20 protein-coding genes are annotated in these 19,595 nt (G+C 51.5%); 3 read left to right on the top strand and 17 right to left on the bottom strand.

Annotation, left to right across the window (positions count from 1 at the left end):
- Positions 1-76: 76 nt before the first annotated feature.
- From cysA to OGV75_RS19850, 6 genes are all read right to left on the bottom strand, one after another.
- Positions 77-1,174 carry a sulfate/thiosulfate ABC transporter ATP-binding protein CysA gene (cysA, locus tag OGV75_RS19875; protein ID WP_137366955.1) on the bottom strand — a complete coding sequence of 366 codons (1,098 nt, stop codon included), beginning with the start codon at positions 1,172-1,174 and terminating at the stop codon, positions 77-79.
- Positions 1,164-2,039 carry a sulfate/thiosulfate ABC transporter permease CysW gene (cysW, locus tag OGV75_RS19870; protein ID WP_053388614.1) on the bottom strand — a complete coding sequence of 292 codons (876 nt, stop codon included), beginning with the start codon at positions 2,037-2,039 and terminating at the stop codon, positions 1,164-1,166. Before cysW ends, cysA begins: the two co-directional genes overlap by 11 nt.
- On the bottom strand, positions 2,039-2,872 hold the full coding sequence (gene cysT, locus OGV75_RS19865; RefSeq protein WP_003038061.1) for a sulfate/thiosulfate ABC transporter permease CysT: 834 nt from the start codon (positions 2,870-2,872) through the stop codon (positions 2,039-2,041). Before cysT ends, cysW begins: the two co-directional genes overlap by 1 nt.
- Positions 2,873-3,889, bottom strand: a complete 1,017-nt coding sequence (locus OGV75_RS19860) for a sulfate ABC transporter substrate-binding protein (protein ID WP_047358217.1) — start codon at positions 3,887-3,889, stop codon at positions 2,873-2,875.
- Positions 3,890-4,045: 156 nt separating this feature from the next.
- Complete coding sequence (gene ucpA / locus OGV75_RS19855) at positions 4,046-4,837, bottom strand: SDR family oxidoreductase UcpA (RefSeq protein WP_016153934.1); 792 nt, start codon at positions 4,835-4,837, stop codon at positions 4,046-4,048.
- 174 nt (positions 4,838-5,011) lie between these two features.
- Positions 5,012-5,668, bottom strand: a complete 657-nt coding sequence (locus OGV75_RS19850; protein WP_103766601.1) for a FadR/GntR family transcriptional regulator — start codon at positions 5,666-5,668, stop codon at positions 5,012-5,014.
- A gap of 144 nt (positions 5,669-5,812) precedes the next feature.
- Between OGV75_RS19850 and OGV75_RS19845 the strand changes: the two genes are divergently transcribed.
- Positions 5,813-7,129 carry an anaerobic C4-dicarboxylate transporter family protein gene (locus tag OGV75_RS19845; RefSeq protein ID WP_016153936.1) on the top strand — a complete coding sequence of 439 codons (1,317 nt, stop codon included), beginning with the start codon at positions 5,813-5,815 and terminating at the stop codon, positions 7,127-7,129.
- Positions 7,130-7,250: 121 nt separating this feature from the next.
- Here OGV75_RS19845 and OGV75_RS19840 read toward each other — a convergent pair whose 3' ends face one another.
- The 6 genes from OGV75_RS19840 to OGV75_RS19815 form a co-directional block, all read right to left on the bottom strand.
- On the bottom strand, positions 7,251-8,567 hold the full coding sequence (locus OGV75_RS19840) for an anaerobic C4-dicarboxylate transporter family protein (RefSeq protein WP_286481092.1): 1,317 nt from the start codon (positions 8,565-8,567) through the stop codon (positions 7,251-7,253).
- A 62-nt stretch (positions 8,568-8,629) separates the two neighbouring features.
- Positions 8,630-10,006 carry an argininosuccinate lyase gene (gene argH, locus OGV75_RS19835; protein ID WP_049041042.1) on the bottom strand — a complete coding sequence of 459 codons (1,377 nt, stop codon included), beginning with the start codon at positions 10,004-10,006 and terminating at the stop codon, positions 8,630-8,632.
- Positions 10,007-10,462: 456 nt separating this feature from the next.
- On the bottom strand, positions 10,463-11,362 hold the full coding sequence (gene yfeX, locus OGV75_RS19830; protein WP_016153939.1) for a porphyrinogen peroxidase: 900 nt from the start codon (positions 11,360-11,362) through the stop codon (positions 10,463-10,465).
- A 94-nt stretch (positions 11,363-11,456) separates the two neighbouring features.
- A complete protein-coding gene (locus OGV75_RS19825; protein ID WP_016153940.1) occupies positions 11,457-12,032 on the bottom strand; it encodes an RpoE-regulated lipoprotein in 576 nt (191 codons plus the stop codon).
- A 59-nt stretch (positions 12,033-12,091) separates the two neighbouring features.
- Entirely contained in the window at positions 12,092-12,541 is a 450-nt protein-coding gene (locus tag OGV75_RS19820) for a DUF2919 domain-containing protein (protein WP_016157098.1), read from the bottom strand.
- Positions 12,528-12,953, bottom strand: coding sequence for a GNAT family acetyltransferase (locus tag OGV75_RS19815; RefSeq protein ID WP_003038048.1), 426 nt, complete (start codon positions 12,951-12,953; stop codon positions 12,528-12,530). The genes OGV75_RS19820 and OGV75_RS19815 overlap by 14 nt, the downstream gene beginning before the upstream one ends.
- A 211-nt stretch (positions 12,954-13,164) precedes the next feature.
- Between OGV75_RS19815 and amiA the strand changes: the two genes are divergently transcribed.
- Both amiA and hemF read left to right on the top strand, forming a co-directional pair.
- On the top strand, positions 13,165-14,034 hold the full coding sequence (gene amiA / locus OGV75_RS19810) for an N-acetylmuramoyl-L-alanine amidase AmiA (RefSeq protein WP_016153942.1): 870 nt from the start codon (positions 13,165-13,167) through the stop codon (positions 14,032-14,034).
- A gap of 2 nt (positions 14,035-14,036) precedes the next feature.
- Positions 14,037-14,936, top strand: coding sequence for an oxygen-dependent coproporphyrinogen oxidase (hemF, locus tag OGV75_RS19805; protein WP_200013507.1), 900 nt, complete (start codon positions 14,037-14,039; stop codon positions 14,934-14,936).
- A gap of 67 nt (positions 14,937-15,003) precedes the next feature.
- Here the strand turns inward: hemF and eutR are convergent, their stop codons facing one another.
- From eutR to eutB, 5 genes are read right to left on the bottom strand one after another with little or no spacing between them, the layout of a single operon-like run.
- The gene (gene eutR / locus OGV75_RS19800; protein WP_200013506.1) at positions 15,004-16,056 is read right to left on the bottom strand and encodes an HTH-type transcriptional regulator EutR; all 1,053 of its coding nucleotides are present in this window, start codon (positions 16,054-16,056) and stop codon (positions 15,004-15,006) included.
- A 48-nt stretch (positions 16,057-16,104) separates the two neighbouring features.
- Positions 16,105-16,635, bottom strand: a complete 531-nt coding sequence (gene eutK / locus OGV75_RS19795) for an ethanolamine utilization microcompartment protein EutK (protein ID WP_016157100.1) — start codon at positions 16,633-16,635, stop codon at positions 16,105-16,107.
- 11 nt (positions 16,636-16,646) lie between these two features.
- Complete coding sequence (gene eutL, locus OGV75_RS19790; protein WP_016153946.1) at positions 16,647-17,306, bottom strand: ethanolamine utilization microcompartment protein EutL; 660 nt, start codon at positions 17,304-17,306, stop codon at positions 16,647-16,649.
- A gap of 9 nt (positions 17,307-17,315) precedes the next feature.
- Positions 17,316-18,212, bottom strand: a complete 897-nt coding sequence (gene eutC, locus OGV75_RS19785) for an ethanolamine ammonia-lyase subunit EutC (protein WP_016153947.1) — start codon at positions 18,210-18,212, stop codon at positions 17,316-17,318.
- A gap of 20 nt (positions 18,213-18,232) precedes the next feature.
- The gene (gene eutB, locus OGV75_RS19780; protein ID WP_286481090.1) at positions 18,233-19,594 is read right to left on the bottom strand and encodes an ethanolamine ammonia-lyase subunit alpha; all 1,362 of its coding nucleotides are present in this window, start codon (positions 19,592-19,594) and stop codon (positions 18,233-18,235) included.
- Between the last annotated feature and the right edge of the window lies 1 nt (position 19,595).

Raw genomic sequence — 19,595 nt, 5'->3', positions numbered from 1 at the left:
GGCTTACAGGTCATGCACCACCCGTTAAGCCCGGTAAGCGCAGCGCCACCGGATGATAACTATACGAATTAACCTATCAGGCACTTTGCGCCAGGGCAAGTTCCTCTTCACGCGTTTCAATACGCTGGTCGCCATTATACAAACGCGCATTTTGCAGCCCAACAAACAGACGTTCGCCGCGGTTCGGAGAATCATCGCCCTGCATAACCACCGTCAGCGGTTCGTTATACCACCCCAAGGGTTGCACAACTAATTGGGTGTAGTGTCCTTTCGGGCTGGCTTCCAGCACCTGTACTGGCAACGGTGAATCCAGACTGGTACGGCGGCTGACGTCCACTTCCCACGGACGCAGGAACAGATCCACCGGGCCCTGATAGCCAGGCGTATAGCCCAACGGCCAGCGATGTGCGCCCACGTGGAATTGTCCACCGCGAATCGTCCCTTGCAGGCGGTTAACTTCACCCATAAATTCCAGGACAAAACGGGTAGCCGGTTCGCGCCATACCTGATCGGGCGCATCGGCCTGCTCGATATGACCCTGGCTCATCACCACCACGCGGTCTGCGACTTCCGTCGCTTCTTCCTGATCGTGGGTAACAAACACGCTGGTGAACTTCAGCTCTTCATGCAACTGACGCAGCCAGCGACGCAGTTCTTTACGCACCTGAGCATCGAGCGCGCCAAACGGCTCGTCGAGCAACAAGATCTGCGGCTCTACCGCCAGCGCACGCGCCAATGCCACGCGCTGCTTTTGCCCTCCGGAAAGCTGTGCCGGGAAACGGTCCGCCAGATGAGCCAGTTGAACCATCTCCAGCAGTTTGGTCACTTTTGCTTTGATCGTCACCGCATTCGGGCGCTCACGCCGTGGCAGAACAGTCAGACCAAAAGCGATATTGTCGAAAACGGTCATATGACGAAACAGCGCATAGTGCTGAAACACGAACCCCACCTTACGGTCGCGGGCGTGCAAACGACTGACGTCAGTGCCGTGGAAACGGATATGCCCGCTGGACTGATGCTCCAGCCCGGCGATGATGCGCAGCAGCGTAGTTTTGCCCGATCCGGAAGGCCCCAACAGGGCGACCATCTGACCTGAAGGAATATCCAGCGAGATATCGTTCAGCACCTGTGTGCGACCAAAAGACTTCTTAATATTGGCAATCTCAATGCTCATGATTTTCCTCCTGCTGCGCGCGTTTCTCCTGGTTTTCCAGACGCCATTGCAACATGCTCTTCAAAAACAGGGTAATAATCGCCATCAGCGTTAATAGCGCCGCGGCGGTAAAGGAGCCGACTGTGTTGTAGTCCTGCTCCAGTAATTCAATCTGTAACGGCAAAGACAAGGTTTCACCGCGAATCGAGCCAGAAACCACCGATACCGCGCCGAACTCGCCAATCGCACGGGCGTTGGTCAGCACCACACCGTACAGCAATGCCCAACGGATATTCGGCAGCGTAACGCGACGGAACATTTGCCAGCCGGATGCGCCAAGCAGAACCGCCGCCTCATCTTCATGGCTGCCCTGGCTTAACATCACCGGCACCAGTTCGCGCACCACAAACGGACAGGTCACGAACACCGTCACCAGCACCATTCCCGGCCAGGCAAACATAATTTGCAGGTTGTGTTCATCCAGCCATCCGCCAAGCGGGCCGTTAGAGCCGTAAAACAGCAGATAGACCAGGCCAGCGACCACCGGTGAAACGGCAAATGGAATATCCAGTAATGTGAGCAACAACTGGCGTCCAGGGAAGTTAAAGCGGGTCACCAGCCAGGCCAGTAACACGCCAAACACCAGGTTCACCGGCACCGCAATCAGCGCAATCAGCACCGTCAGCCAGATGGCGTGCAGCATGTCCGGATCAGCCAGGTTCTGTAATACCGGCATCAACCCCTTGCTGAACGCCTGCACGAAGATGTAAACCATCGGCACCAGCAAAATAAAGGCGGATACCAGCATGCCCGTGCCGATCAGAAACCATTTCCCCCAGTTGATGCGGGGTGCGCCATAACGTTTCAATTGGGTAATGTCTGCCATCAGTGACCTACCACGCGTCGACCAAAGCGACTTTGCAGGGTGTTAATTGAAAACAGCAGCAGCAACGAAGCCCCGAGGATCACAGATGCAATCGCGCTGGCGGCCGGGTAGTCAAACTCCTGCAAACGAACAAAAATCATCAGCGAGGTCACTTCCGTTTTCCATGCGATGTTTCCGGCGATAAAGATAACCGCGCCAAACTCACCGAGGCTGCGGGTAAACGAGAGCGCAACGCCCGCGACTAGCGCGGGAGACAGCTCAGGCAGTACCACTTTACGAAAGCTCTGCCAGCGCGTAGCGCCGAGCGTTTCCGCCGCTTCTTCATACTCCGGACCTAACTCTTCCAGCACCGGCTGCACGGTACGCACCACGAATGGAATGCTGGTAAAAGCCATCGCCACCGCAATGCCAAGCCAGGTGTAGGTCACTTTAATATCCAGCTTCGCCAGCCACTCGCCGTAGAAACCATTGACCGAAAACAGCGATGCCAGCGTCAGACCTGCTACCGCCGTAGGCAGCGCAAACGGCAGATCCATCAGCGCATCCAGCAGCGTACGGCCCGGAAAGCGATAGCGGGTTAAGATCCACGCCATCAGCAAACCAAACACGCCGTTAAAAATCGACGCCACAAACGCCGACAGCAGCGTCACTTTATAAGCCGCCACCACCTGCGGGTTGGTAATCACATCCCAGTATTGCGCCCAGCTCATTTGCGCCAATTGCATCACCAGCGCGCTAAGCGGCAGCAGCAAAATCAGGCAGACAAACAGTAAGCTGGTGCCCAGGCTCAAGGTGAAGCCGGGCAGTACGCGTCGGGAAGAAACAGCAAACATTTACTTACGCCCCGCCGCCAACAGTTTGTCCAACTCACCGCCGCTGACAAAGTGCGTTTTCATTACCTCAGGCCACGAGCCAAACCTGTCTTCCACGCGGAAAAGTTCGGTCTGCGGGAATTTATCCTGCAGTTTGTCCATCACCTGCGGGTTATTCACGCGGTAGTAGAAATCGGTAATGATGGTTTGCGCCTGCGGGCTATACAGCCAGTTCAGGTAAGCTTTTGCCGCTTTTTCAGTACCGTTAGCCTGCACATTTTTATCTACCCAGGCCACCGGGAACTCCGCCAGAATGTTGACCTTCGGCACTACCACTTCGAAGCCCTGGTCTTCATACTGTTTACGGATGTTGTTCACTTCTGATTCAAAGGTGATCAGCACATCGCCCAGGCCGCGTTCCACGAATGTGGTGGTTGCCCCGCGACCGCCGGTATCAAACACTTCCACGTTTTTCAGAAACTGGGTCATGAACTGTTCAGTTTTGGCTTTATCCCCACCATCCGCTTTATCTGCCGCGCCCCACGCAGCCAGATAGGTATAACGCGCGTTACCGGAGGTTTTCGGATTCGGGAAAATCAGTTTCACGTCCGGGCGAACCAGGTCGTTCCATTCGTGGATATTCTTCGGGTTACCCTTACGCACCAAAAATGCCATGGTGGAATAGAATGGCGAACTGTTATTCGGTAGACGGCTTTGCCAGTCGGTCGGGATCAGCTTGCCTTTGTCATGCAGGATCTGTACATCGGTCACCTGGTTATAGGTCACCACATCGGCTTTCAGCCCCTGCAGAATCGCCAGCGCCTGTTTTGATGACCCGGCATGAGATTGTTTAATCGTCAGTTTGTCACCGCCGTTATCCTTCGCCCATTGCTGTTCAAACGGCGGGTTAAGGGCGGCAAACAGCTCGCGAGAGACATCGTATGAACTGTTCAGCAGCTCCGTTGCCTGCGCCTGACCCACCAGCAACAGCATTGCTGCCAGCGTCAGGGTTCTTTTTTTCAGTAAGTTAACGGCCATTGCGCACCCTTATAAATTTAATGACTTTCTTATGGTCATCATATTTATAACCAGTGCTAAAGGAGTAACGGTTTTATATACCGTTTGATGATTTGAAAGTTGAAAAGAGAATAAGGGTACCTCCTCCCCAGCGCACGGGGAGGAGACCGGCATCAATCAGACGCCGACGCTAACGCTTTCAGGCAGGGTGCTGCCACCATCAATCACGTTTTGCGTGCCAGTCAAGTAACTGGACTCATCCGACGCCAGGAATGCCGCCAGTTCACCAACCTCAAGTGGGCAGGCCAAGCGGCGCATCGGGATCGCTTTTGCCATTTCGACTAATACGGATTCAGGATCCTCCGGATTAGACTGACGAGCGATATTTTCCGCCATCGGCGTACGAACGTAGCCCGGGCAAATGGCATTAACGCGAATGCCGGACTGCGCGTATTCCACCGCCAGAGATTTGGTCAAACCGATGATTGCGGCTTTCGACAGCGCGTAGGCCGTTTCGCCCGGATCGGCAACCATATCGCCGGTCACAGATGACATCATCACGATGCGCCCGTCTTTGCGCGCAATCATCTCCGGCAGAACGGCTTTCGTCACGTTCCAGACACCTTTAATGTTGATATCAATGTGGAAATCGCGATCTTCATCGCTCATATCAAGGAAGTTGCCGAGGCGACATACGCCCGCATTGTTGACCAGAATATCGATTTTGCCTTCAATCTTCTTCGCGCGTTTTACCGCTTCCGTGACCGACGCAAAATCTCTGACGTCAGCGTGTACGGCGGTGCAACGGTGTCCGCGCCCAGCCAACTCATCCGCCAGTTTTTCAATCTCATCGGAGATATCCAGCAGGATTAGGTTCGCGCCATGGCGGGCAAATGTTCTGGCGATCCCTTCGCCAATACCCTGAGATGCGCCCGTAATCAATGCTGTTTTGCCCGTGAGTTTTCCCATTTCAATATTCTCCTTTTGAATATGAAGCATTCGCTTCATTCACGCAGAAGATACAGCAATAACAAATAAGTGCTGAGGAATAGCTCACTAAATCAGGTTAATCTCAGGTAAAAAAAGTCCCCGGCATTGCGGGGACCCAACGGTAAACATGCTCTGACCAGGTTAACAGAAGACTTACAGCCGTTTTTCCAGCAAATGGGCTCTCATCAACTCCGATGCCATCTGCGCATCCCCTTTTTTAATATGAAGCAGTATTTCCCTCTGTTTTGCCGCCGTATCAAGAAAATACTGACGATCGTTCGCAGGTAACGACTCCCTTGTTTTCTCAAAATAAGTAATGAGGACATCAGAGAAAACCTGCAGCACCCGGTTGCCACTCGCCTGTAGCAAGAGCAAATGAAAATCTCTATCGTGACGATCGGCCACCTGGGGGTTATCCGCATTCTCTTCAATAAGCCTTAGCTCATTTTCAAGTTTGGAGAGCATCGCCGGGAAAATTCTACGCGTTGCCAGAGGGATAATCGCGCATTCAATCAGGATCCTTGCCTCTGTAAATTCTGTGATATCAAACCCAGACAAATCAAACTGCATTAACAACTGGTGATTTATGTTGTGCTGTTCCAAATTCTTCAAGACGCTGCCACGACGAGGAGATCGTTCCAACATTCCCATCTGCACCAGTGTGCTGAGCGCCTGACGAACTTTATATCTTGATGTATTAAAACGAACGGCAAGCTCAGTTTCAGTTTCAATGCGACCATCAGCATTGCGGTTAGCATCATCAAGCAGATAATTTTTAATATTTTCAAACAGTTCGTTTTTGTTATCCATAAACACTCTCGGATTAAAGTGCTGCAAAACTGATGAGTATAAATAATCTAATAAGTTAGATTGCTTAATATACTGTTATGGTAAGATTATAGCCCCTATTATTCAAATTATACCAAGCCATTTGTTAATAAAAAGGAATTAATTATGGTGTTATTCGTAACTCAGTTTGCGATAGTACTTATATGTATCGGTATAGGTGGGCGTTTTGGTGGGATTGGCCTGGGGGCTGCTGGCGGGTTAGGACTCGCTATCCTGACTTTTGGTTTTGGACTCCCTCCCGACTCACCTCCTTTCACTGTTATTTCTATTATCCTTGCGGTTATCACTTGCATCACAATCCTCCAGGCGGCTGGCGGGCTTGATTTATTCGTTACGATGGCAGAACGGATCCTCAGAAAGTGGCCGGGCGCGATCACTTTCCTCGGCCCCGCAGTCGCTTACCTTTTTACTGCTATCTGCGGAACAGGATATGTTGCCTTTTCGGTTTATCCAGTCATTGCTGAAATTGCAGCAGATGCCAGAGTACGGCCAGAGAGAGCCATGTCGATGTCAGTAATCGCTGCCAATTTTGGGCTTATTGCCAGCCCGGTCAGTGCGGTCGTTACAGGGACAATTGCTGTCCTTGCTGGATTACATGTCTCTGCTTTAGATATCTTGTTAGTCACCGTTCCCGGAACGTTCCTTGGCTGCGTTGTCGGCTGCCTGTTCGTCTTTAAAAGAGGTCATGAGCTTAAAAATGATCCGGAATTCCAACGCAGGGTTGCTGAAGGTGAGTTTGAATCAGTAAAAGCTGAAGAGCGAACAGCCAATATAGTGACAAAAGAGGCGAAGAGAGGATTGCTGATTTTCCTTACCGGTATCATTCTGGTCGTACTTATGGGTTCAATTCCTGAATTACGTCCTGAATGGAATAACGGTACCGGAATGGAGCGTATGAGTATCCCTACCACGCTGCAAATAGTTATGCTGACAACAGCATGTATTATTATGATGGTATGTCGAATTTCTCCGTCAAAACTCGATTCAGGTTCTGTTTTTAAAGCTGGTCTTGTGGGTGTTGTCGCCATATTTGGTCTGTCATGGATGATGAACTCCTTTTTTGAGGCATGGCACGAATTATTTAACACGGCTTTCCACGGTTTCCAGAATCCAGTCTTGTTCGGCATTATTGTTTTTGGTCTTTCAGCCGTAATTTATAGCCCCGCAGCGACTGCCGTAGCGCTACTCCCCGCTGGCGTGTTAATGGGATATCCGGCAGAAACCCTGGTCGCCCTGCTCCCGCTGACTTGTGGATCATTCATTATTCCAGGGGGGGCACAGATTGGCTGTGTGGCGTTTGATCGTACCGGGACAACTCGAATTGGCAAGTATGTGGTTAATCACAGCTACATGCTACCTGGTCTTGTCACCGTTGTAGCATCAACTCTTTTTTGCTTCCTTTTTTCCAAAATGCTGATGTAGTGAGAGAGCAATTTAATTGTGGTAAACCTTTTCTTCATGGCATCCCCCCTGAATGAATTCAGAGAGGATGCCTGGTACTCACTTCTGAATAGCACCACTGCAATTTTCCATAGAATGTACTTTACAGAACAACCTGAGCAATGAGATAAGCAAAAATTACCTGAGAGATAACCATCACAAAGCCCGGACGAATATAGCTATGGTTGACAACAAAGCGTCCAATCTTTGTGGTACCTGTTCGATCAAATGCAACACAGCCGATTTGATTTGCTCCAGGTATAATAAAGTCACCACAGGTACAAGCAAAAATAGCGATAAGAAACGGGGCTGGAATACCTAAGGTAACACCGAGTGGCATGATAGCGGCTACCGTCGCCGCCGGACTCATAATGACCAGCGAGAACAAGAATACAACCACACCAAATAGCATTGGTGCATCATTGACAATGCCACCAAAGACCTTAATCAGTTCTGGCTGATAGGCATCAAAAAACGTCGCCGTCATCCATGAAACGCCGAGTATTGCTACCACTCCCATCAAACCTGCACGGAAGACTGAGCCGCTATTCAAGGTACTACTTGGTACTTTACTGACAATCATAATAAACAAAGCGGCTGTCAACATGACCATCTGAATAACCATTGGGGTTGACAGTCTTTTTCCATCCCAGGAAGGGAGTAACTCAGTAAAAGAACCTAAAATAAGTACCAGTACCACACCAATCGCAAAGATAACGACACCTTTTTTAGCGCCAGTTGAAGCAACAAATTCTTTTTTCTGCTCAGTATGCATGAACTCATATTCACCAGCAGCAACTCTCCTCTGGAATTCCGGATCATCCTCCAGCTCTTTTCCGCGTTTATAAACTGAAAAGCTGGTAACAATAGCAGCCATAAAGAATGATGGGAGAGCAATCGTCAGTATTTGCCCAAGGCTAATCCCGGCATATTCATGCAGAATAGCCAGCATCCCCGCGGTTGCCGCACTCATCGGACTGGCAGCAACCGCGACACTGGCCGCAATAACCGTTGCGGACAACGCTCGCTCCGGACGGACCTTTGCTTCAGCAGCAACTTCAGCGACAACCGGATACAAAGAGAAAGCAACGTAGGTAGTTCCACAGAATAGCGTAAATATGGAAGTTAATATGGGGGCAACAAAAGTAATTGCCTGTGGTTTTTTACGGAGTAATTTTTCAGCCACGCGCACAAGATAATCAAGCCCACCAGCGGCCTGTAATACGCTGACAGCGCCAATCACACAAATAATAATTAGCATTGCAGTAATAGATGGTGCGGAGGGTTTTAGTCCAAAACCCAGAACTAATATTGCAACACCAAGTCCTCCACCAGCACCCAGCCCCATTCCGCCATAACGTCCGCCTATACCAATACAGGCGAGTACAATAAATAATTGTATAAAAAATAAAGCATCCATTTTTCACCTCAAAGCGTCTCCCGGATATTGCATCCGGGAGATATTAATTACTATGCTCGGGATTAGTTTAAATATGATTTAGCAATTTCGATCTGTTTTTTAACAGCATCAGTCCCTGTGCCACCATAAGACATTCTTGATTTAATACATGCTTCGAGAGATATACTCTCATATATATCATTTTCGATTTTATCATCAAATGTGTGGAATTCATTCAGAGTAAGCTCTTCCAACATTTTTCTATGTTTTATACAGTAATTAACAGCGCTGCCAACAATATGGTGAGCTTCTCTAAAAGGAATGCCTTTACGAACCAGGTAGTCAGCCATATCGGTTGCGTTTGAAAATCCTCTTGCCGCTGCGCTGCGAGTATTATCTGAAAGAATAACCATTTTTTCGAGCATCGGCGCCATAATTTTCAGACTGGTCTGTAAGGTATCCATAGAGTCATAGACCTGCTCTTTATCCTCACTCATATCAGTATTATAGGCCAGAGGGATACCTTTCATAATGGTCAACATCGCCATTAGATTTCCGTACATACGCCCCCCTTTACCGCGCATTTTTTCAGCCACGTCGGGGTTTTTCTTCTGTGGCATGATGCTGGAACCGGTACAGAAATCATCTGAAAGCTCAATAAATTTAAAATCCTGACTTGAGAATAAAACCAGTTCTTCTGACAAACGGGTAAGATGCATAAAGCACATAGCAGCGGCGGCAGTGAATTCAACCATATGGTCACGATCGCTGACAGAATCAATACTGTTTTCAGTCGGCTTGTCAAAGCCAAGCTCTTTAGCCGTGAAATCACGATCAATGGGGAAAGTAGTACCGGCAAGGGCTGCTGAACCTAAAGGGCATTCCCCCATGCGTTGATAAAGATCTGCAAAACGAGTCCAGTCACGGCGTAACATCCAATAATATGCCATTATCCAGTGCGACAGCAGAATAGGCTGACCGGTCTGTAAATGAGTATAGCCAGGCATGATCGCATTAATGTTATTTTCAGCTTTGCTGATAATAACTTTTTGTAGATGAACGATATCCTGCTGAATTTCACGAATAGTCGATCTCATGTGCATTTTCGAATCGACAGTCGTCTGGTCATTACGACTGCGGCCGGTATGTAGCTTCCCGCCTACAGGACCAATTATTTCTGTCATACGTCTTTCTATCGCCATATGAATATCTTCATCAACGGTATCAAAAACGAATTGCCCTTCCTCAATCTCTTTATTGACCTGCCTTAACCCGCCAATAATCGCATTCGCTTCATCCTGCGTGATAATCCCCTGACGGCCCAGCATAGTGGCGTGAGCAATACTCCCCTGAATATCAAAAGGGCAGAGACGTTGTTCCAGCATAATTGTCGCATTATAAGATTCGACCAGTTTATTTGTAGGCATATCAAAACGCCCACCCCATAATTTTGTAGACATAAAACCTCCAATGACCCTTTGTTGCAAAATGGTTAAATATAAATTCCGTTATTTTTCGGTCATTTTCAGATTACAAGACAGCCATTTTAATTGTCAACAAATGAAGACATTAAATCAATTTATAGCGAAATTAATTACACTTATTATTTATTTTATTTTCATAAATTGCATTAAAAAATCTGATCTTCCTCACATTTAAATTGTGATTTAATTCAGATATATTCAGAATTTTTAAAGTAATAAATTGGTATTAATAGTTTATTAATTCTAAATAATTCCATTTAATACCGTTCTCATAACCAATAAACTGGCAGGTAAATAATAATGAACGTGGGAGGTGATTTTTCAGGATGAGCGTCAACGCGAGTGCATCATCAGCATAGCGGACGTTGGGTGATTCGGGGGAGAGCTATATTGTGCCAGATGGCGGCATCAGCGCCATCTGGCATCAAAAAATTACAGGGCCAGCAAACGATCCAGCGATGGCGCGAAATAATAGCCGCCGGTCACCGGTTTAGTGAAACGCAGCATCGCATCGCGCTTGCCGTCAGTGTCGCCAAACATGCTCAGCAGTTGCTGCTCGATGTTGTGCAAACGGGCGCAATAGGCACAGAAATAGAGGCCGTGCGTACCGCTGGCGGTGCCGTATGGCAGGCTCTGGCGCACAATTTTCAGTCCTTTACCATCTTCTTTGAGATCGACACGGCTCAGGTGAGAAGTAACCGGACGGTCATCACCGTCGATCTCTTCGTTGGCTTCCTTGGTACGCCCAATCATCATTTCCTGGTCATGAATGCTCATGCGGTTAAGCTGCTTCAGGTTATGTTCCCAACGCTGCACAAACACATAGCTGCCACCAGCATCCACGCCATCTTTAATAACCGCGACTTCACGGCGCGTTTCAACGCCTGCCGGGTTTTCCGTTCCGTCAACAAAGCCGCTGAGATCGCGCTCTTCAACCCAACGGAAACCGTGGATCTCTTCTTTGACTTCAATACAGTCGCCAAAGGCTTCCATTGCCGCCTGTGCAACGGAGAAATTCACGTCATGACGCAAAGAGAGAATATGAATCAGCACATCATACTGGGTGGCTGGCGCAAGACCTTTACCGTAAGGGATAAAGTCTTTTAACTCTTCTGCGCCAACGCCGCCGCTCAGTGTACGCCAGGTGTTGTTGCCAAAAGCAACAACCGCGCCCAGATGCGCATCCGGGAACTTCGCTTCAAAGGTCGCCAGCTTATCGGCGAAGGTTTTGCTGGCCCCACGCAGAGCCTCAACGTCGCCTTTAACATTGGCTTCAATCCAAATCGCCGCACGGCAATGTTCTGGCAAAATGCCACTCTGAACCTGAGACATTGTTCCTCCTGAAAAAAAAGATGCCACGACATCGTGGCATTGATGGGCGCTATTCTACCTGTTTTTTTAACAAGCCGATTTGTTCAGACGCAAATTAACGCCGCCAGATAATTTTGCTTACTTTCCATGCTTTCAACGTATCGTCAGACGGCATTAAGCCCTCAGGCCCGCTCCACTCACCGGAAAAGACGTAGCTAATATGTTGACTTCCTTCAGCTTTGCATTCAACGCCCGCGCTGTCATCGCCAGTCGCCTTCTGACAATTACCAAAGGCTTTAGTGTAAAGGTCGCTAAACGGTGTACCGATTTCGACACCCGCAGAAGAGGGAATATCGCTGTCGACTACATCAATACGGCTAATCGTTCCCTGATTGCCATTGATGACCATCGCCAGCTTGTCATCTTTCATCGCTTCATAAAAGCGCACCACATTACCGTTATCGGTCTTCATCCCGCTACGCAGGCGGTAATCACCGTCCAGCGCATCAGCAATGGTTTTTTCATCCAGCGGCGTAGCGCCAGTCAACGCTCCGACGCCCTGCTCAGTGACCTGCGTTGAAGAACCAAACCAGTTCCACGGATTGGCGGCAGACCAGTTCACCGATGACAACGTTGAACACCCGGTCAATAGCAGCGGCATCGCGCATAAAGTCAAACGCAGTGATTTCATTTCACTTCCTTCCTTATTTATCAACGTTGCTTGGAGTCCGGTTTCGCCAAAAAGTGCCGTTATTCTTTCTCGAGGGAAAAACAGGCGCGCAGACGTTGATTAGTTAACAGCCAGATCAGCGCAACGACATCCGCCACCAGCAGCGCCAGCCCGACGCCGTTGACCGGATCGCCTGCCAGCCACATCACCGGCTGCCAACACAGTAGCACCAGTTGAGCGAGGATCAGTAATCCTCGCAGCCAGCGCCATACCACCGGAAACGCAAAGCGTCGCCCGCTGAGTAAAAATGCTAATACCGCGGGAACGCCGGGAAGCAAACCCAGCCAGAAAGCGTCGTGATCGGGATAAAACAGATTCAGCAACGTGTTGCCCTGCTCACGGGAAGAACCGGCAATCACAAACAGAACCCAGGTGCGCGCCTGCAGCAGCAGCACGCACCAGAAGAGAAAAGGCAGGCGCAGACGCCCATGAGCGTCATAGTCGGCCGGATGAAACTCAGTACTCTTCATCTTCGATCAAACGCTTGCCCAGATTGAGTACATCCGCATGTTCATAACCCAGACGTTCATACATACCCTGTACGACGTCATTATCGTCACGCACCATGATTTGAATCTTCGGACAACCACGGGCAATGAGCTTTTTCTCCAGCCGGTTGAGCAGCGCATTGGCAATGCCGCGACCGCGAAACTCAGGATGTACGCCCAGGTAATAGGCCGAGCCGCGATGCCCGTCATATCCGCCCATCACCGTACCGACCACCTCGCCATTCACTTCAGCGACCAGGAACAAGCTGACGTCATGATTGACTTTACGCTCAATGTCCATTTCAGGATCGTTCCATGGACGCAGCAAATCACAGCGCTCCCAGAGGGTGATCACCTCTTCGAAATCTTCCTGGCGAAAAACGCGTATTTCCATGGTATTGGGTACCTTTTCAGGACGTTAAAAAGCGATTATGGCGCGAACGGCTGATTTAGCCAATATCTGACGCGAAGCGGCGGAAAAAATGGCATAATACGGAATTGTCACGTATTGAAATGAAAAGTAAAACAATTCTTATCCCGATCCGTCGCAACGGACAACGCGATACGATATAACGTTTAGAACCTTTTTTTACAACTCAGGCCGTATGAGCACTTTTAAACCACTAAAAACACTCACATCGCGCCGCCAGGTGTTGAAAGCCGGGCTGGCCGCCCTAACGCTGTCAGGCATGTCGCAAGCCATCGCTAAAGAAGAAGCGCTTAAGACCAGCAATGGACACAGCAAACCGAAAGCGAAAAAAGCCGGCGCTAAGCGCGTTGTTGTCCTTGATCCGGGTCACGGAGGGATTGATACCGGCGCAATTGGTCGCAATGGGTCGAAGGAAAAGCACGTGGTACTGGCGATTGCCAAAAACGTGCGCTCGATTCTACGCAACCAGGGGATTGATGCGCGCCTAACGCGCTCCGGCGATACATTTATTCCGCTTTACGATCGCGTCGAGATCGCACATAAGCATGGCGCGGACCTGTTCATGTCGATCCACGCCGATGGTTTTACCAATCCGAGCGCTGCAGGTGCGTCGGTCTTTGCGTTGTCCAATCGCGGTGCCAGTAGCGCCATGGCGAAGTATCTGTCCGATCGTGAAAACCGGGCCGATGAAGTGGCCGGGAAGAAGACCACCGATAAAGACCATTTGCTGCAGCAGGTGCTGTTCGATCTGGTGCAAACGGATACCATTAAAAACAGCCTGACGTTAGGCTCGCATATTCTCAAGAAGATCAAGCCGGTACACCGTCTTCACAGCCGCAGCACGGAACAAGCCGCCTTCGTGGTGCTAAAATCACCATCAATTCCGTCGGTACTGGTCGAAACCTCGTTCATAACCAACCCGGAAGAAGAACGTCTGCTGGGTACGGCGGCATTTCGCCAGAAAATCGCCACCGCTATCGCCAATGGCATCATCAGCTATTTCCACTGGTTTGATAACCAGAAAGCACACTCGAAGAAACGTTAACCATGAAGCCCGATGCACAGCGCGTAAAACAGTTCCTGCTCAGCCTGCAAGATGATATTTGCCAGCAGTTATCCGCCGTAGACGGCGCCGAGTTTGTTGAGGATAACTGGCAACGTGAAGCAGGCGGCGGCGGGCGCAGCCGGGTGCTGCGTAACGGCGGTATTTTCGAGCAAGCGGGCGTCAACTTCTCCCACGTTCACGGCGAGGCAATGCCGGCCTCGGCTACCGCCCATCGCCCCGAGCTTGCGGGACGCAGCTTTGAGGCCATGGGCGTCTCGCTGGTGGTACATCCGCAGAATCCCTACATTCCGACCAGTCACGCCAACGTGCGATTTTTTATCGCGGAAAAACCGGGCACTGACCCGGTCTGGTGGTTTGGCGGCGGCTTTGACTTAACGCCCTACTACGGCTTTGATGAGGATGCGGTTCACTGGCACCGCACGGCGCGAGATCTGTGCCAGCCGTTCGGCGAAGACGTTTATTCCCGTTACAAGAAGTGGTGCGATGACTACTTCTTCCTCAAGCATCGCAACGAACAGCGCGGCATTGGCGGACTGTTTTTCGATGATTTGAATACGCCGGATTTCGACCACGGCTTCGCCTTTATGCAGGCGGTAGGTCAAGGCTATACCGAAGCGTATCTGCCCATCGTTGAGCGCCGCAAAGCAATGAGCTGGGGCGAACGTGAACGCAATTTTCAGCTTTACCGTCGCGGACGCTATGTGGAATTTAACCTGGTGTGGGATCGCGGCACGTTATTCGGTCTGCAGACCGGCGGCCGTACGGAATCGATTCTGATGTCGATGCCGCCGCTGGTGCGCTGGGAGTATGACTGGCAGCCGGAAGCGAACAGCCCGGAAGCCGCCCTTAGCGCGTTTATTCAGGTTCGCGACTGGGTGTAACCCCAGACAATACCAGCCCCCAGGCCGGATAAAACGCATTTGCGTCACATCCGGCACATTCATCGCATCATGCCCACTGGCGCATGCGCTGATGCAGCGTCAATGAAGGTTTTTCCGCAAACAGCTGCTGGTAGTCGGTGGCAAACTGCCCTAAATGCCAGAATCCCCACTGCATGGCGGCGTCTTTCACCGTCGTACTCTGCGACCACGGGCTTATCAGCTCGCGACGTACGGCATTAAGGCGAATGCGTTTTAACCAGGCATTCGGACCGATACCAAGGATCGCGTGAAAGGCGTTTTGCAACGTCCGGCGGCTGACGTGCAGTTGATTACACAGATCGAGCACGGTCAGCGGTTCTGACATATTTTCCAGCACATATTCCCGCGCACGCGACAGCAGGCGACGATAGCTCTGATGGCTGATGCTCTCAGCCGTGATAATCGGCTGCGCTTCTTCCAGCATAGTGCCCATCGCCAGCAGCAGGTTATCGCCCAGCACTTTGCGTACCGCAGGTTGATGGAGGTTTTCCGGATTTTCGCTAAACGTCGCCAGCGCCTGCTGCACAAAGCCCCATAACGCGGCTTTGTGTTGTTCTTTAACTTCCAGCGCCGACTGGTTGCGCAGCATATGCAGCACTCTTTCCGGGTTATGCAGGAAGTTGGCCTGACGGGCAATCGCCTCTTCCGAAATGACGACACCCAGAATGGTGTAATCATCCGGCGTACTCAGTTCAAACTCTGTCCCGCCAGGGCGGGTGGCAATTTCAGCGTTCCCCAGACACTGGGTGCCAATAAATCCCTGTTCGCCGCGCGTGGCCGGAATACCAAACCAGAAAGAGTTCGGCCAGACAAGACACGACTGACGCAACGCCAGTCCGGTGTATTCACGGAACACCTGAATATCATCGAGCAGGATTTCCGTGAACTCGCCATGAAATTTTCCCGGATGTAACTGGTCGTAGATCTGCTGCCATGCGGTAATCGTCAGCGCATGCTCATACACATCCGTTGTTCGCCGCTGGTGAACGTTGTCCACCTCCACTTTCGGCGTAAGTTTAACGTCTTCGGGTAATACTTCATGATAAAGATGGTGCAGGTTTGCAGTACGGTTCTTTTTCATGATCTTTTAAGCCGGAAGCTTCAACGAAGCCCCCGGCCCTCCGACAGGTTAATTTTTTAAGCGATAGCGACTACTGCGTTTACGCAACGCTCCGTCAGAAAAGAGCTGTTCCAGCGCCTTTCTGGCTTCATCAAGTGACCAGCCAAAGTGGGCAGCCACTTCCCCTGCCGTCATTCCTTGACGGACCGATGCCAACAGCGTCAGAAGTTGATCAGAGGATTCAGGCGTCAACGGGGCGTCCTGCGTCTTCTGCGTTTTTACATCTGTTTTCACTTCTGGCTTCTGTTCTGGTTTCTTCGGCTGGCGCTTAAAACCGCCGATCAGCCACTGGGTATCATCGTCCGGTCGGCCGATTTCCTTACGGCTGATAACACGGCCTGTACGCGCAGCAGCGGCGCTGCCGGCATCCAGCGCTGCGCGGCACGCCGCCAGATCGCCTTCCACCACCAGCGTCAACCGGCCAGGATCGAGCACTTCGTGGCTAAGCAGGCGCACGTTCGCGGCTTTCAGCATGGCATCCGCCGCATCCACGGCAGCGACCATGCCATCCACTTCCAGTAATCCCAGTGCATTGATCATCACAACCTCTCTTACGCGCGCTGGATTGGGTTACGGGCAATATCCAGAACGGCATCGGCAAAGGCGTTACATGCAGCTTTACAAGCGGCCTGGCTACCGGTCATAAACGCAGCCGAATAGTTGGTTTCTGACGGTGGCGGAACGTAAGTCACCAGTTGTACATCGGCCGATTTCAGCGCAGCATCAATACCAAATGTCGCTTCCAGCGGCGGCGCCACCAGATACGCCATCGGATCGCCAAGCCGGCATCCTGCGGTCGCCGAGAGATACGAGCCGGTACGCGAAACCACATGCGCCAGGAAGGCGGTATCTTCTGCGTCATTCGCCCACTGAAACGCCGCGCCGCTTTCAATATTGGCTACCATCGCGTCCAGACCTGCGCGAACTTCTGCCGGGTTGGGTCCACCGAGCATAATCAGCACTTCACCCGAAGTTGGAGAGGGACTGTGCGCCGCGCCGGCATACAGCGAGCGGCCATAAACCACTTCCACCATTGCCTGTTTTGTCGCTTCGTCTGCGGCAATATACGCCACGTCATCAGAATCTGCTGTGATGAGTCCGAGGCTACGTATATGTGGCGGTAATTTAAGTTCACGGGCAAAACCGTCATTTACCGAGGCAATCACGCGCATTGCGGTGACTGAAGGTCTAATCAAATCTAATGCTGGCATGATGCCTCCTTAACGGGTCATATTGATGCCGGATGCTTTTTGCTCCAGCATGCGCTTGGCCAAATCCACAATGACCGCCGCCGCTTCAACCGGTGGCGTACCGCCCTGGTGAATGTTCGAGATACAGGTACGGTCAGCTTCAACGGTCGTCGCCACACGCGGCGAATAGACGGCGTAGCAAGAAAGGCTTTCCGACTGGCCCAGGCCCGGACGTTCCCCAACCAGCAGGATCACCGCTTTCGCGCCCAGCAGTTCGCCGATCTGATCTTCGATTTTCACGCGACCATAGCGAACAAAGAACGGCGTCCCGACCTTCAATCCGGCCTGTTTTAAGCCAGACAACAGCGGCGGCAGGATCTCTTCGTAGTTTGCGGTGATAGCGTCCGTAGACAGGCCATCAGAGATAATCACCTGCACATCCGGGTTCATTACACACTGTGATTTCAGCGCTTCAATGGCTTCCGCACTCAGACGGCGCCCCAGATCCGGACGCGTCAGATACAGGTTTTTGTCACTGATTTCCGAGCGCACTTCTAGCAGCCCCTGGGCTTTTACCCACTCTTCCGGCACTTCTTTCAATACCGTATCTTTCGAACGCGAGTGGTCGGCCAGGAAGCGCAGCAGCGCCTGGGTACGCGGACGTGGACCGGCTCGACCGGTACATACACGCGCCGCAGTGCTGCGACGCAGTTCAGTCAACACCTCTGCGCGGTGCGGATTCTCAACGCCAATCCACGCTTTAGCCTCGGCTGAGCCTAAATCCATCGCACAGCTTTCACCGGTCGGCGCGGCGCACTGGGTGGTGCTGCATTGCGCTTGTACTGCCGGCGCTTGCGCCTGCGGCTGCGACTCACCCATTGACGCCATCACGCTGCGTACAATTTCTTCAATCTGTTTTTGATCCATCGTGTGTCATCCCCGCGTCATCAGAAGAACAGTGACGGATCGCCCGCCCGTTTGGTCAGGCTACCGTTTGCCATAATGCCCATGGTTTCCAGCCAGCGTTCAAACTCCGGCGACGGACGCAGGTTCAGCAACTGGCGCACGGTCGCGGTGTCGTGGAAGGCGGTGGTCTGATAGTTGAGCATGATGTCGTCACCGAGCGGCATGCCCATGATGTAGTTGCAGCCAGCGGTGGCGAGCAGAATCATCAGGTTTTCGTTGAGGTTCTGGTCAGCATCAGCATGGTTGGTATAGCAGCAGTCGCAGCCCATTGAGATGCCGCTCAGCTTGCCCATAAAGTGATCTTCCAGACCCGCGCGAATAATCTGACGGTCGTTGTAGAGATACTCCGGCCCGATAAAGCCGACAACGGTGTTCACCAGGAACGGATCGTAGTGACGCGCCAGACCGTAGTTACGTGCTTCCATCGTCACCTGATCGGCACCGAAGTTAGCGCCAGCAGAAAGCGCAGACCCTTGTCCGGTTTCGAAGTACAGGCAGTTTTCCCCGGCGATACGGTTAAACTCAGCGCCCACTGCACGCGCTTCATCCAGCATGGCCAGCTCAACGCCAAACTCTTTTAAGCCTTTCTCGCTGCCGCAGATACTCTGGAAAATCAGCCCGCCCGGCGCGCCGCGACGAATGGCTTCGATCTGGGTAGTAACGTGCGCCAGGACGCAGCCCTGGGTCGGGATATTGAATTTGTCGATGACGCCGTACACGGTATCAAGTACGCGGCTTAAGTTTTCCACGTCATCGGTTACCGGGTTAACGCCAATCACCGCATCGCCCGCCCCGAAGGACAGCCCTTCGTAGATTTGTGCCGCAATACTCTGCACGTCATCACGGGTGTCGTTCGGCTGTAAACGACAGCTGAAGGTGCCCGGCAGACCAATGGTGGTGTTGGCCTTTTTGATCACCGGCATTTTCTTACCGCCGTAGATAAGGTCCGCGTTAGAGCAGATTTTTGCTACCGCTGCGACCACTTCCGACGTTAATCCTTTGCGCGTAAACGCAATGTCATCAACGGAGGTTTCATCGCTCAGCACGTACTCGCGCAGCTCGCTGATACTCCAGTTTTTGATGCGGTTATAGGCCGTTTCGTTGACGTCGTCCTGAATCAGACGCGTCACGCAGTCCTCTTCATAGGAAATCACCGGGTTGTTGCGGATATCCGCTACCGTCATTTCCGACAGCACCTGTTTGGCCGCCACTCGCTCTTGCGAACTGGTTGCAGCTACCCCTGCCAGCACATCCCCCGAACGCAGTTCGTTGGCTTTTGCCAGCACCTCTTTAACATCCTTAAACTGATAAACATTGCCGAACAATGTGGTCTTTAGTTTCATA

The organism is Citrobacter sp. Cb028, assembly GCF_030336705.1.
GTDB lineage: Bacteria > Pseudomonadota > Gammaproteobacteria > Enterobacterales > Enterobacteriaceae > Citrobacter > Citrobacter braakii.
Note: the sequence above shows the minus strand (reverse complement) of the source record. Positions and strands in the feature narration are given on the sequence as shown.